Origin of the sequence: Serratia sp. LACPHL-BACT-2024-00286 (genome assembly GCF_043109535.1) — a bacterium.
Lineage (GTDB): Bacteria > Pseudomonadota > Gammaproteobacteria > Enterobacterales > Enterobacteriaceae > Serratia > Serratia sarumanii.
The window spans coordinates 330,781-342,589 of the sequence record NZ_JBICNA010000005.1 but is presented as its reverse complement, the minus strand read 5'-3'; the positions used below and the strand labels follow the sequence as shown (position 1 = coordinate 342,589).

Below are 11,809 nucleotides of genomic sequence, written 5' to 3'. Positions count from 1 at the left end.
ACCCGCCGTTTTGGCGCTTACAGCCAGCCCGATTTCTTCAGCTTCTGATACAGGAAAATGCAGCCGACGGCGGTCACCCCCAGCGTGGCGTGGTAGGCCCACGGGAACTTCAGTTCCGGCATGTCGGCGAAGTTCATGCCGTACAGGCTGAAGATCACCGTCGGGATGGCCAAAATCGCCCCCCAGCCCGCCAGGCGTTTCACCACTTCGTTCTGTTTGACCGTCACCAACGCCAGGTTGACGTGCATGGCGTTGGTCAGCATTTCGCGCATGTCGTCGATATTGCTGACCACCTGATGCGCGTGATCCTGCACATCACGCACATAGGCGCGCAGCTCTTTCGGGATCACCTCTTCGTGCAGGCGGATCAGCTGGTTGCAGATTTCATCCATCGGCAGCGCGGCGTTGCGCAGCGCCAACAGGTGGCGGCGCAGGGTATAGACGTTCTCGATCGCCGCCTGATCGAACTCCGACTGAAACATGTTGGCTTCGATATTCTCGATGGTGCTCTCGAAGCGCGTCACCACGCTGCGGTAGTTGTCCACCACGAAGTCCAACACTGAATAGAGGGCGAAGCCTGGCCCGCGGCACATCTGCTTGCGGTTCTCCTCCGCCTTGGCGCGGATCGGCGCGTAGCTGGGCGAGGCGCCGTGGCGGACCGTCACCAGAAAGTTTTTGCCGACGAAGAAATGGGTTTCGCCGTATTCGATTTCGTCGTTCTCGCCCCACTGCGCGGTTTTCACCACGATGAACAGCGAGTCGCCGTAGGTTTCCAGCTTCGGCCGCTGGTGCGCGCAAAGCGCGTCTTCGATCGCCAGATCGTGCAGGCCGAACTCTTCCTGCACCTTGCGCATAAACGCCGGCTCCGGCTGCCGCAGCCCCAGCCAGATGAAGGTATCCGGCTGTTTGACCACCTCGCTGATATCGTCGATGGTCACTTCGCCCAGCCGTTGGCCGGCTTTGTACGCCACACAGTTCACCACCATGCTTTTGCTGTCCATCCGTCCATCCATTAATCAGTCAGGGTTTTGGTAAGAAAATAACACTCATGTTCCACCGGATACTCTTTCAGCGTCATTTGCAGCTGATAGCCGAGTTTTTCGTAGAACGGCCGCGCTTGGAAGCTGAAGGTATCCAGGCGAGCGTAGCGGCAGCCGCGCGCCTGCGCCTCGCGTTCGGTGGCGCGCATCAACCGGCCGCCGAGGCCGCTGCCGCGTTGGGAGTCCGCCACCCACAGCCATTCGACGCTCAGCCAGTTGCCCCAGGTTTCTGCGGTCAGCCCGCCGATCACCGTGCCGGCCTCGTCGCGCGCATAGACGTTGAGCGGCTTGCGATGACGGGCGTCGATATGCGGCAGGTTGTAAGCGCGCAGGCCTTGCCTGATCGCATCGAGGGTGTGTTCGTCAATCGCGTCGGTAACGGTAATGTCCATGATTCCTCCTGGGTGATGGGTTAACTTAAGCACACTGCGGCCAAAAGGCAACCTGTTGAAATGTAATGCAAACGACCGCGCCCGCTGAGTGGGCTACACTAAACGGGTCATTTCACCCCCAGGAGGATGCCATGCCCCGATTGACTTTGCTGGCCGGTTTGCTGCTGTGCAGCGGCCTGCTGCAGGCCGCGCCGACGGTCAGCCAACTGCAGGACGGCCTGGAACACCCGTGGTCGCTGGCCTTTTTGCCGGCGGAACAAGGCCTGCTTATCACCGAGCGGCCCGGCCGGCTGCGGCTGTGGCAGCAGGGCAAAGGCCTGTCGCCGCCGATCGCCGGCGTGCCGCAGGTTTACGCCGAGGGGCAGGGCGGCCTGCTGGAGGTGTTGCCGGCCCCCGACTTCGCCGCCAGCCGCCGGGTGTACCTCAGCTTCGCCGAACCGGGCGAGGGCGGCAAAGCCGGCACGGCGGTCGGCTACGGCCGTTTGAGCGAAGACGGCGCGCGGCTGGAAAACTTCAAGGTGATCTTCCGCCAGCTGCCCAAGCTGTCGGTCGGCAATCACTTCGGCGGCAAGCTGGCGTTCGACAGGCAGGGCTACCTGTTTATCGCGCTGGGCGAAAACAACCAGCGGCCGACGGCGCAGGAGACCGACAAGCTGCAGGGCAAGCTGGTGCGGCTGACCGCCGAAGGCGCGGTGCCGCCGGACGACCCCTGGGTCGGCCAGGCCGGCAAACGGCCGGAGGTTTGGTCCTACGGCCACCGCAATCCGCAAGGGCTGGCGCTGAACCCGTGGAGCGGCGCTATCTGGGAACACGAGCACGGCCCGCGCGGCGGCGATGAGCTCAACCTCCCGCTGCCGGGTAAAAACTACGGCTGGCCGCTGGCCACCTACGGCATCAACTATTCCGGCCAGCCGATCCCCGAGGCCAAAGGGGAACGGGTGCCCGGCACCGAACAGCCGCTGCACTATTGGCGGGTATCGCCCGGCCTCAGCGGCATGGCGTTTTATGACGGGCAGCGCTTCCCCGCCTGGCGGCACTCGCTGTTCATCGGCGCGCTGGCGCAAAAGGAGCTGATCCGCCTGACGCTGGAAGGCGACAAGGTGGTGGCGGAAGAGCGGCTGCTGGGCGATCGCGGCGAGCGCATTCGCGAGGTGCGCAGCGGACCGGATGGCTATCTGTATCTGCTGACGGACGAGCGGGACGGCAAGCTGCTGAAGGTCGGGGCGTCGTAACGCCCCGCAGCGATCAGGTGAGTTCGCTCATCACGCCGCGCTGATAGGCCGGGCGGGCGCGCAGCTGCTGATACCAGCGCTCCATGTTCGGCCGCGGGCGGCGGGCGATCGGCATTTCGAACCAGGCGTAGGCGAAGCTGCCGAGCGGGATATCGCCGAAGCCGAACGCGTCGCCGGAGAGGTAAGGCTGGCGCGCCAGCGTCTGTTCGATGACGTCGAAGTGCTTTTCCAGCGTGGCGATCGCCGCTTCGATTTTCGCCATGTCGCGCAATTCCGGCGCGGTGCGGATCAGGCCCCAAAAGACGATGGTGAAGGCCGGGACGATGGTTGAGGTGGTCCAGTCCATCCACTTCTCGGCGGCGGCGCGCGCCTGCAGATCTTGCGGATAGAACGTCGCGTCGCCGAATTTCGCCGCCAGATAGCGCACGATGGTGTTGGATTCCCACAGCACGAAGTCATCGTCCTGCAGCAGCGGCACCAGGCCGTTCGGGTTCAGCGCGCGGTAACTCTCTTCGTTCACCTTGCCGAACGCGCCGCCGGCGTTGATGTGGGTATAGCTCAGCCCCAGTTCGGCGGCGCACCACAGCACTTTCCTGACGTTGTTCGAATTCTCACGGCCCCAAATGGTCAGCATTGCGCAACTCCGTTAGTGGATTAAGGACCCTCTATACCTACGCCACAAAACGCTATTTGTCACACCGCAGGGCACTTTTTGCCTGCCGCTCAGCGTTCCCAGCGGCACACTTCCCAGCCGTGCTCCGCCGCCAGCGCGCTCAGTTCGCTGTCGGGGTTGATCACCGTGGCGCTGTCGACGAATTGCAGCATCGCTTTATCGTTGAGGGAGTCGCTGTAGCCGTGGCTGTGTTCGAATTTCAGGTGCGGATGCTGCGCCAGCCAGCGTTGCAGGCGGATCACCTTGCCCTGTTGATAGGTCATGGTGCCGTAGGTGTTGCCGGTGAAGCGGCCGTCGCTGATTTCCACGCCGATCGCCAGCGCATCATCGGCGCCGAGCTGTTCGGCGATCGGCGCCACCAGATGCTCGCCGGTGGCGGAGATCACCAGAATGCAGTCGCCGCGCTCGCGGTGCCACTGCAGACGTTCACGGGCGGCGGGATAGACGCGCGGCAGGATATCGCGGCGGATGTAACGCTGTACCCAGCCGGCCACGGTTTGCACGCTCAGGCCGGCCAGCGGCGCCAGCGTGGCCTGCATGTAGTCCTCCATCGACAGCTTGCCCTGATAATAAAGCTGCATCAGCTGCTGCTCCTGCAGCTCCAGCTCCGCCGGCGCGAAGCCCTGGCCGACCAGCCAGCGGATCCACAGGCTGGCGCTGTCATCGTCAATCAGGGTTTCATCCAGGTCGAATAAGGCTAAATCCATCAGTATTTCTCCGGCAGGCAGGGTATGAGGTCGTTTACAGGATAGCGGATAGCGCCCGTCGCCAGCCAGCGGCGTCGGCGAAATTGCGCAGAGCATAAGAAACATTGATGACGGTTTTGCGACAGTTTGTTGAACGTTTGCATAACTTAGAACGCAACAATATTGGCCGCCCCGGCGAGCGCGGTGATAACTATGGAACAAATGCAGCTACCCGGTAGGGAGTGACAATGTTGATTATTCGCCTGTATGGCAGCCCGATTGTGATTGGGGAAGAAGAGGAACCGCACGATGACGCATCTGACGACGCTGAAGACGCTGCCGCTGCTGGATCTTTCGCTGCTTGACGGCGATGCGCGCCAGCGGCGCGCCTTTCTCGACGATCTGCGCGCGGCGGCCCGCGACGTCGGCTTTTTCTATCTGCGCGGGCACGGCGTGGACAGTGTGCTGAATGCGCGGCTGCAGCAGGGCGCGCGGCAATTTTTCGCGCTGCCGGAAGCCGACAAGCTGGCGGTGCAGATGGTGCATTCGCCGCACTTTCGCGGTTACAACCGGGCGGCGGCGGAGCTCACGCGCGGCCAGCCGGACTGGCGCGAGCAGTTCGATATCGGCGCCGAACGCCCGGCGCTGACGCTGTCTGACGACACCCCGCGCTGGGCGCGCCTGCAGGGGCCAAACCAGTGGCCGGCGGCGCTGCCGACGCTGAAACCGCTGCTGCTGCAGTGGCAGCAGGCGATGACCGCCATGTCGCTGCGGCTGCTGCGCGCTTTCGCTTTGGCGCTGTCGTTGCCGGAGCAGGCTTTCGATCGCTTGTACGGCGATAAACCCAACGAGCACATCAAACTGATTCGCTATCCGGGGCGGGACGCTACCGCCAGCGCACAGGGCGTCGGCGCGCACAAGGATTCCGGTTTTCTCAGCTTCCTGCTGCAGGACGAGCAAAAAGGGCTGCAGGTAGAGGTGAGCGAAGGGCAGTGGCTCGACGCCCAGCCGCGTGAAGACACCTTCGTGGTGAACATCGGCGAGCTGCTGGAACTGGCGACCAACGGCTATCTGCGCGCCACGGTGCACCGGGTGGAAACGCCGCCGGCGGGGCGCGACAGGCTGTCGATCGCTTTTTTCCTCGGCGCGCGCTTGGACGCGGTGGTGCCGCTGTATCAACTGCCGCCGCCGCTGGCGGCGCAGGCGCGCGGCCCGGCCAGCGATCCGCTCAACCCGCTGCTGCGCGACGTGGGGTATAACTACCTGAAAGGCCGCATCCGTTCCCACCCCGATGTGGCGCAGCGCTTTTATCGGGACGTCATCGGCGTCTGAATAGCAGGCACAAAAAAGCCCGGCGCGCCGGCCGGGCTGATGGCGCTTGATGCAGGCGATTATTCCGCCAGCGCCTGCTGCAGATCGGCGATCAGATCTTCCACATCCTCAATCCCCACCGACAGGCGCACCAGCTGCGGCGTGATGCCGGTTGCCAGGCGCTGTTCCAGCGGAATGGAGGCGTGCGTCATGCTGAACGGCTGGCTGATCAGGCTTTCCACGCCGCCCAGGCTTTCCGCCAGGGTGAACAGGCGCGAGCGCTTGATGACCCGGCGCGCATAGGCGTCGTCGCCTTTCAGCCGCACCGAGATCATGCCGCCGAAGCGCGTCATCTGGCGCGCCGCCAGCGCGTGCTGCGGATGGCTAGGCAGGCCGGGATAGTAGACGTTTTCCACCTGCGGCTGGCTCTCCAGCCACTGGGCGATGCGCAGCGCGCTGTCGCTGTGGCGCTGCATGCGCAGTGCCAGGGTGCGAATGCCGCGCAGCGTCAGGAAGCTGCTGAACGGATCGAGAATGCCGCCGACCGCGTTTTGCAGGAAACCGAGCTGTTCCGCCAGCGCCGGGTTATCCCCCACCGCCGCGACGCCGGCCACCACGTCGGAGTGGCCGTTGAGGTATTTGGTGGCGGAGTGCACCACCACGTCAAAGCCCAGATCCAGCGGGCGCTGCAGATACGGCGAGGCGAAGGTATTGTCCGCCACGCTGATGAGCCCATGCTTTTTGGCGATCGCGGCAATGGCGCTCAGATCCGCCAGCTTCAGCAGCGGGTTGGTCGGGGTCTCTACCCAGATCATTTTGGTGTCCGGCTCGATCGCCTGCTCCAGCCCGGCGAGATCCGCCGGCGACACGTAGGTGACGCGCAGGCCGGCGGTGCGGCTGCGCACTTTTTCCAGCAGGCGATAGGTGCCGCCGTACAGATCGTCTACTGCGATCAGATGGCTGTCCTTATCGAGCAGCTCCAGCACCGTGGAGCAGGCCGCCAGGCCGGAGGCGAAGGCGTAGCCGCGGCTGCCGCCCTCCAGTTCGGCGATGGCGCTTTCCAGCGCGGTGCGCGTCGGGTTGGCGCTGCGGGAGTATTCGTAGCCGGTATGCTCGCCCGGCGCCGGTTGGGCGTAGGTGGAGGTGGCGTAAATTGCCGGCATCACGGCGCCGGTGGCGTCCGGGGTGTAACCGGCGTGAACGGTCAACGTATCAAACTTGGCCATAAAGGGTCCTTATTAACGTAATTTTTGGCGCCAGGCGTTTAGCACGTCTGTGCGGGTAATCAGGCCGAGGAAGCGCTCGCCGTCGAGCACCACCGCGACGTGGCCATGGTTGAAGGTGGCCTGCAATTCGTCGTAGCCGGCTTCCTTTTGCAGCGTCTGGACTTGCTTGGTCATCGCGCTGCTGGCCGGCAGGCTGAAGTGGGCGGCGTCGGCCTGGACGGCGTTCAGCAGATCCCACTCATCGATCAGGCCGACCACCCGATCGCCTTCCAGCACCGGCAGCTGCGAGATGTCGTACAGCCGCATGCGGGCGTGCACGATCGCCAGCGTGTCGTCCGGCGCGGCGGAGACGGCGGCGCCTTCGTCGTGGCGGTAGGCGATCAGATCGCGCAGATCGCCGTGCTGCGGCTTGCTCAGCAGGCCCTGTTCCAGCATCCAGTGGTCGTTATACATTTTAGACAGGTATTTGTTGCCGCTATCGCAGACGAAGGTCACCACCCGCTTGGGTTCGGTCTGTGCGCGGCAGTAACGCAGCGCGGCGGCCAGCAGGGTGCCGGTGGACGATCCCGCCAGCACGCCTTCCTTGCGCAGCAGATCGCGCGCGGTGGCAAAGGCTTCGGCGTCGCCGATGCGATAAGCGTTGCGGACCTGGTCAAAGTCGCTGAGCGGCGGGACGAAGTCTTCGCCGATGCCTTCCACCAGCCAGCTGCCCGCTTCGCCGATGCGGCCGCTGTCGAGGTAGTCCGCCAGGATAGAGCCGGCAGGGTCGGCCAGCACGAATTCCGTCTGCGGCGAAATCTCGGCGAAATAGCGGCTCAACCCGCCCAGCGTGCCGCCGGAGCCGACGCCAACCACGATAGCGTCCACGTCATGCTCCATCTGCCGCCACAATTCGGGCGCGGTGGTGGTGGTATGGGCCGCCGGATTGGCCGGGTTGTTGAACTGATCGATATAAAAGGCGCCGGGGATCTCCCCGGCCAGGCGTTTGGCGTAATCCTGATAGTAAGCCGGATGCCCCTTGCCGACGTCCGAGCGGGTCAGCAGCACTTCCACGCCCAGCGCGCGCAGGTGGAAGATCTTCTCGCGGCTCATCTTGTCCGGCACCACCAGCAGCAGCTTATAGCCTTTCAGCGCCGCCACCAGCGCCAGCCCCAGGCCGGTATTGCCGGCGGTGGCTTCGATGATGGTGCCACCCGGCTGCAGCTTGCCGTCGCGCTCGGCCTGTTCGATCATCGACAGCGCCACGCGGTCTTTGATCGAACCGCCGGGGTTTTGATTCTCCAGCTTGACGAACAGCCGGCACGGGCCGGTATCGAACCGGGTCAGTTCCAGCATCGGGGTATTGCCAATCATCTCGATGACGGAATGGGGGATCGCCATGACTCATCTCCAGGATTATTCGGTATAAAAGTCGTTATGTGGATGATAGCGCTGAGAATAAGCGCTTTAAAAAGAACAAATAACGGTTATATATGCCATTATGGAATATATTAATCTTTTTTAGACGTATGGATGCGCAGATGTTTAGCAGTGCGGATGCTTGGCCGTGTAGCCGTGGGTGGGTGCAAAAATGCGCGTCACGATGCTTTTTTGAACGATAAGCGGGGGGCTGCGTACAGTTATGTAAAAATGCTGAAAATTCACGCTAAACCCTGCAAAAATAAGATAAATCACATAAACTCACAGCAAGGGCATTTTCGGTGCGCTGCGTTACCCGCTACGGGCGCCGCAGGGGGTTGCGGCCGGCACGCGCGCACCGGGCCACTCTCGCTGGTTGGCTTAAAACGTGAACATGTTTGAAAGTTAACGCTATTTCAATGATTTGAATGGACACTCTGGCGACGTCATGATGAAAAAAAACTTATCCACTTCCCTGAAAAAACTGACCTTCAGCGTAGGCATCCTGTTGCTGGCCGCCCCGGCCGTGCATGCGGCCGAGCCGCCGGCGCCGCCGCAGGTAGACGCCAAGGCCTTCATTCTGATGGATTACAACAGCGGCAAGGTGTTGACCGAAGGCAATGCCGACACCCGCCTCGATCCCGCCAGCCTGACCAAGATCATGTCCAGCTACGTGATTGGGCAGGCGATCAAGGCCGGCAAGATCAAGCCGGAAGACATGGTCACCGTCGGCAAAGACGCCTGGGCGCCCGGCAACCCGGCGCTGCGCGGTTCTTCGCTGATGTTCATCAAGCCGGGCGATCAGGTGCCGGTGCTGGAGCTGAATAAAGGCATCGTGATCCAGTCGGGCAACGACGCCAGCATCGCGCTGGCGGACTACGTGGCGGGCAGCCAGGATTCGTTCGTCGGCCTGATGAACAATTACGCCAAATCTCTGGGGCTGCAGAACACCCACTTCCTGACGGTGCACGGCCTGGATGCGGAAGGGCAGTACAGCACCGCGCGCGACATGGCGCTGCTGAGCCAGGCGCTGATCCGCGACGTGCCGGACGAATACGCGCTGCATAAAGAGAAAGAATTCACCTTTAATAAGATCCGCCAGATTAACCGTAACCGCCTGCTGTGGAGCAGTAACCTGAACGTCGACGGTATCAAGACCGGTTACACCAGCGGCGCCGGCCACAACCTGGTGGCGTCCGCCACCGACGGCCCGATGCGCCTGATCTCGGTGGTGCTGGGCGCGCCGAGCGATCGCGTGCGCTTCAGCGAAAGCGAAAAGTTGCTGACCTGGGGCTTCCGCTTTTATGAAACCGCGACGCCGATCAAGGCCGATAAACCGTTCGTCACCCAGAAAGTGTGGTTCGGCGACGTCAGCGAAGTGCCGCTCGGCGTGGCGAAAGACGCCTCGGTCACCATTCCGAAAGGGCAGATGAAAAACCTGAAGGCCAGCTACAAGCTGACCCAACCGACGCTGGAAGCGCCGTTGGCGAAAAACCAGGTGGTCGGCACCATCGATTTCCAGCTGGACGGCAAGACCATCGAGCAACACCCGCTGGTGGTGATGCAAGAGGTGAAAGAGGGCAACTTCTTCAGCCGCATCTGGGATATGGTGATGATGAAGCTGAGCCAGTGGTTCGGCGGGATCTTCGGCTGAATACCCTGATGTGAGGAGCGCGCCCCGGGCGCACGATCCTCGACCAGGCCGCAACTGAGAGGTTGCGGCTTTTTTTTCGCGATTTTTTGGGGCGGTGATTAAAAGTAGTCCACCAGCATGGTGGCGCCGCTGGTGAAATCGCCTTCCGCCAGGGTGACGGCGCTGTTTTTCACCGGCACCGCATCAAGCGTCGGCGGATTGGCGTAGTCGATGTTCAGCGGCGTATTGATGGCGAAGGCCTTACCGTTGGCCAACAGTTTGATGCCCAATCCATTGACGCTGCTGGTTAACACGCTGCCGTCGAAGGCCGCCGCGCTGCCCATGATCTTCATTTTCAACTGGCGGCTGTTATCCAGAAACTCGCATTTGATGCTGTAATCGATGCGTTGCATATAGCGATTGCCGTCGATGCGCTTGATGCCGACCTTGCCGAAGTCGATATCGATGGTGCGCCCGTCGTTGATCACGCAAGGCGGAGGCGCCACCACGGTGGCGGTGATGTTGACTTTGGTACCCTGGTCGGCGGCCTGAGCCGCGGCGCTAATCAGGCTCAGTGCCCACAGCAGAGCGCAGCGCGTTTTACTCGTCATGTTCATTCTGGCTCCCGTCTCAAGGTGCGCTGAAGATCAGCGTGGCCGAACCCGACAGCGGGCCGGTGGCGATGCTGGTGTAAGGGACATTGTTCTTTACCGGTACAAAGGTCACGGTATCGTTGCCTTGGCCGTTGACGATGCGCGTTCTGAAGGCATTGTTCGGCTTCACCACCGCGCCGTTGTACATCATCGCCACGCCGACGTTAGGATTGGTGGTCTTGATAAAATCGCTGGAGAAGCCGCTGGCATCGCTGACCATGCGGATCAGAATATCCTGCGTCGCGCTCTGGTCGTCGCATTGGTAGCTGAGCGCTTTGTCCTGTTTTATCTGGGCATCATTGGCGCTCTGGGTCAGAAAGTCCTGACGGATCTGGCCGAAGTCGACGTTAATCTGCTGGCCGTTGTTGATGGTGCAACTGGTGGTGACGAAGTAAGCGTCGTTGTCGGCGATCAGGCGCCAGCGATAAACGCCGCACTGTGGGCAACCCGGCTGATCGTTGGTCTGAATAAAGTTGATTTGGCCGATGACGTCGCCCTTGTTCACCTTGATGTCCGGCGTTGGGAAACGGTTCAACACGATATAGACCCGGATGGCGACCGACTGGGTTTGCAGGCCGGTAAGGCTGAGTACGCTGATGCCTGATGGCACCGGGGAGTTGTAATCGCTGCCGTTGATGGTGGTGCCGCTGCCGATGGCGCCAAAAATCGCACTGTTCATCGACAGCGCCGGGCTGTCGGTTTTGAGATAGTCATACCAGCTCGCGACGTCGTTTTTACAGGTGACCTGGCTGACGTTGACGATTTCGTTTTTGCCATAAGAAAGCTGTGGCCCGATGCGTACCCGGACGTCAACCGGCGTGGTCGAGCCCCCGGGTGGAATCAGTCCGCCATCGGACGTGCGGCAGGTAAACGCGTTGGCGTTGCCAAACAGCATGAAGAAAGATAATGCCAGGCAGCAACGTAAAAATAGCAGGGCTGTTTTTCTCACGATAATATCCCAATATATATAAATAGTGTGCGGCGTTACTCCGCAATGAAATATTGCCAATCAGGCCGGCTGGCCATATTTATTCCGTTAAAGGGGAGTGAGGGGCATCGCTGTTGGAGATGCCGTCGTTATCACCGTTCAGCAACGCGGTGGGATACCACCTCAATGAGTTGTTGATAGAGCCATCCGTCACAATCACTTTTTTCCGGGAGACAAGATCCAGCAATAGCCGCCGCGCCCGGTAAACACCAACGTTGACGGCATTGGCCAGTTGCCGCGTCGATAGCCATTGCTGCTGTGGCGGCAACCCGCCGATAGGGCACTTACGGGGCGACTGCGCGAATAATGTTTGCAGCAGATCGTGCTGCAATTGCCGTATTTCCTTTTGTTTCGGAGATAACGCTTCCATAGCACTTCCTCTGTATTCCGATTGCCGTATTCCTAAGAAAAAACAAACTTTCGCTGCCTACCAACAACGAGGTAAAACGCGAACAAAGAAAATTCCTATCTATTTATCAGGATTGAAAAAAAAGGCGTTGCCCGCCCCGTTTTTACCTGTGCTTAGGCAGGGGTGGCGTCACGCTGAAACCTAAAATTTTGGTTTATTATATTCACA

The 11,809-nt window shown here is 61.3% G+C and carries 12 protein-coding genes; 3 read left to right on the top strand and 9 right to left on the bottom strand.

The genetic code is table 11. From position 1 onward, the window contains the following. Positions 1 to 17 precede the first annotated feature (17 nt). Together corA and ACF8MC_RS17285 are read right to left on the bottom strand one after the other, a co-directional pair. Entirely contained in the window at positions 18 to 1,001 is a 984-nt protein-coding gene (corA, locus tag ACF8MC_RS17290) for a magnesium/cobalt transporter CorA (RefSeq protein WP_033637778.1), read from the bottom strand. Positions 1,002 to 1,012: 11 nt separating this feature from the next. Further along, complete coding sequence (locus tag ACF8MC_RS17285) at positions 1,013 to 1,432, bottom strand: GNAT family N-acetyltransferase (protein ID WP_164104742.1); 420 nt, start codon at positions 1,430 to 1,432, stop codon at positions 1,013 to 1,015. Between the two features lie 131 nt (positions 1,433 to 1,563). Here ACF8MC_RS17285 and ACF8MC_RS17280 point away from each other — a divergent pair, with 131 nt between their 5' ends. Beyond that, positions 1,564 to 2,664, top strand: a complete 1,101-nt coding sequence (locus ACF8MC_RS17280; protein WP_164104743.1) for a PQQ-dependent sugar dehydrogenase — start codon at positions 1,564 to 1,566, stop codon at positions 2,662 to 2,664. A gap of 13 nt (positions 2,665 to 2,677) precedes the next feature. On the opposite strand, the gene ACF8MC_RS17275 is transcribed toward ACF8MC_RS17280, so the two are convergent. Together ACF8MC_RS17275 and ACF8MC_RS17270 are read right to left on the bottom strand one after the other, a co-directional pair. Beyond that, a complete protein-coding gene (locus tag ACF8MC_RS17275; RefSeq protein WP_033637781.1) occupies positions 2,678 to 3,298 on the bottom strand; it encodes a glutathione S-transferase family protein in 621 nt (206 codons plus the stop codon). Positions 3,299 to 3,387: 89 nt separating this feature from the next. Beyond that, positions 3,388 to 4,044 carry an HAD family phosphatase gene (locus tag ACF8MC_RS17270; RefSeq protein ID WP_033646717.1) on the bottom strand — a complete coding sequence of 219 codons (657 nt, stop codon included), beginning with the start codon at positions 4,042 to 4,044 and terminating at the stop codon, positions 3,388 to 3,390. 288 nt (positions 4,045 to 4,332) lie between these two features. Between ACF8MC_RS17270 and ACF8MC_RS17265 the strand changes: the two genes are divergently transcribed. After that, complete coding sequence (locus tag ACF8MC_RS17265) at positions 4,333 to 5,355, top strand: isopenicillin N synthase family oxygenase (protein ID WP_049212986.1); 1,023 nt, start codon at positions 4,333 to 4,335, stop codon at positions 5,353 to 5,355. A gap of 59 nt (positions 5,356 to 5,414) precedes the next feature. On the opposite strand, the gene ACF8MC_RS17260 is transcribed toward ACF8MC_RS17265, so the two are convergent. Further along, a complete protein-coding gene (locus ACF8MC_RS17260; protein WP_033637784.1) occupies positions 5,415 to 6,560 on the bottom strand; it encodes a PLP-dependent aspartate aminotransferase family protein in 1,146 nt (381 codons plus the stop codon). 12 nt (positions 6,561 to 6,572) lie between these two features. Further along, positions 6,573 to 7,940 carry a cystathionine beta-synthase gene (locus ACF8MC_RS17255; protein ID WP_041034267.1) on the bottom strand — a complete coding sequence of 456 codons (1,368 nt, stop codon included), beginning with the start codon at positions 7,938 to 7,940 and terminating at the stop codon, positions 6,573 to 6,575. 466 nt (positions 7,941 to 8,406) lie between these two features. On the opposite strand from ACF8MC_RS17255, the gene ACF8MC_RS17250 reads away from it, so the two are divergent. Then, positions 8,407 to 9,612 carry a serine hydrolase gene (locus tag ACF8MC_RS17250; RefSeq protein ID WP_033633487.1) on the top strand — a complete coding sequence of 402 codons (1,206 nt, stop codon included), beginning with the start codon at positions 8,407 to 8,409 and terminating at the stop codon, positions 9,610 to 9,612. A gap of 98 nt (positions 9,613 to 9,710) precedes the next feature. Here ACF8MC_RS17250 and ACF8MC_RS17245 read toward each other — a convergent pair whose 3' ends face one another. From ACF8MC_RS17245 to ACF8MC_RS17235, 3 genes are all read right to left on the bottom strand, one after another. After that, the gene (locus tag ACF8MC_RS17245) at positions 9,711 to 10,202 is read right to left on the bottom strand and encodes a fimbrial protein (RefSeq protein WP_223181936.1); all 492 of its coding nucleotides are present in this window, start codon (positions 10,200 to 10,202) and stop codon (positions 9,711 to 9,713) included. A gap of 19 nt (positions 10,203 to 10,221) precedes the next feature. Further along, entirely contained in the window at positions 10,222 to 11,139 is a 918-nt protein-coding gene (locus tag ACF8MC_RS17240) for a fimbrial protein (protein ID WP_072022384.1), read from the bottom strand. Between the two features lie 133 nt (positions 11,140 to 11,272). After that, positions 11,273 to 11,602, bottom strand: coding sequence for a hypothetical protein (locus tag ACF8MC_RS17235; protein ID WP_033646709.1), 330 nt, complete (start codon positions 11,600 to 11,602; stop codon positions 11,273 to 11,275). Positions 11,603 to 11,809: the final 207 nt, after the last annotated feature.

Bases quoted from the DNA above. Each gene is read 5' to 3' on its own strand.
- ACF8MC_RS17260 (WP_033637784.1), bottom strand. From the start codon at position 6,560: ATGGCCAAGTTTGATACGTTGACCGTTCACGCCGGTTACACCCCGGAC.
- ACF8MC_RS17240 (WP_072022384.1), bottom strand. From the start codon at position 11,139: ATGCTGTTTGGCAACGCCAACGCGTTTACCTGCCGCACGTCCGATGGC.
- ACF8MC_RS17255 (WP_041034267.1), bottom strand. From the start codon at position 7,940: ATGGCGATCCCCCATTCCGTCATCGAGATGATTGGCAATACCCCGATG.
- corA (WP_033637778.1), bottom strand. From the start codon at position 1,001: ATGGACAGCAAAAGCATGGTGGTGAACTGTGTGGCGTACAAAGCCGGC.
- ACF8MC_RS17250 (WP_033633487.1), top strand. From the start codon at position 8,407: ATGATGAAAAAAAACTTATCCACTTCCCTGAAAAAACTGACCTTCAGC.
- ACF8MC_RS17275 (WP_033637781.1), bottom strand. From the start codon at position 3,298: ATGCTGACCATTTGGGGCCGTGAGAATTCGAACAACGTCAGGAAAGTG.
- ACF8MC_RS17245 (WP_223181936.1), bottom strand. From the start codon at position 10,202: ATGACGAGTAAAACGCGCTGCGCTCTGCTGTGGGCACTGAGCCTGATT.
- ACF8MC_RS17280 (WP_164104743.1), top strand. From the start codon at position 1,564: ATGCCCCGATTGACTTTGCTGGCCGGTTTGCTGCTGTGCAGCGGCCTG.
- ACF8MC_RS17270 (WP_033646717.1), bottom strand. From the start codon at position 4,044: ATGGATTTAGCCTTATTCGACCTGGATGAAACCCTGATTGACGATGAC.
- ACF8MC_RS17235 (WP_033646709.1), bottom strand. From the start codon at position 11,602: ATGGAAGCGTTATCTCCGAAACAAAAGGAAATACGGCAATTGCAGCAC.
- ACF8MC_RS17265 (WP_049212986.1), top strand. From the start codon at position 4,333: ATGACGCATCTGACGACGCTGAAGACGCTGCCGCTGCTGGATCTTTCG.
- ACF8MC_RS17285 (WP_164104742.1), bottom strand. From the start codon at position 1,432: ATGGACATTACCGTTACCGACGCGATTGACGAACACACCCTCGATGCG.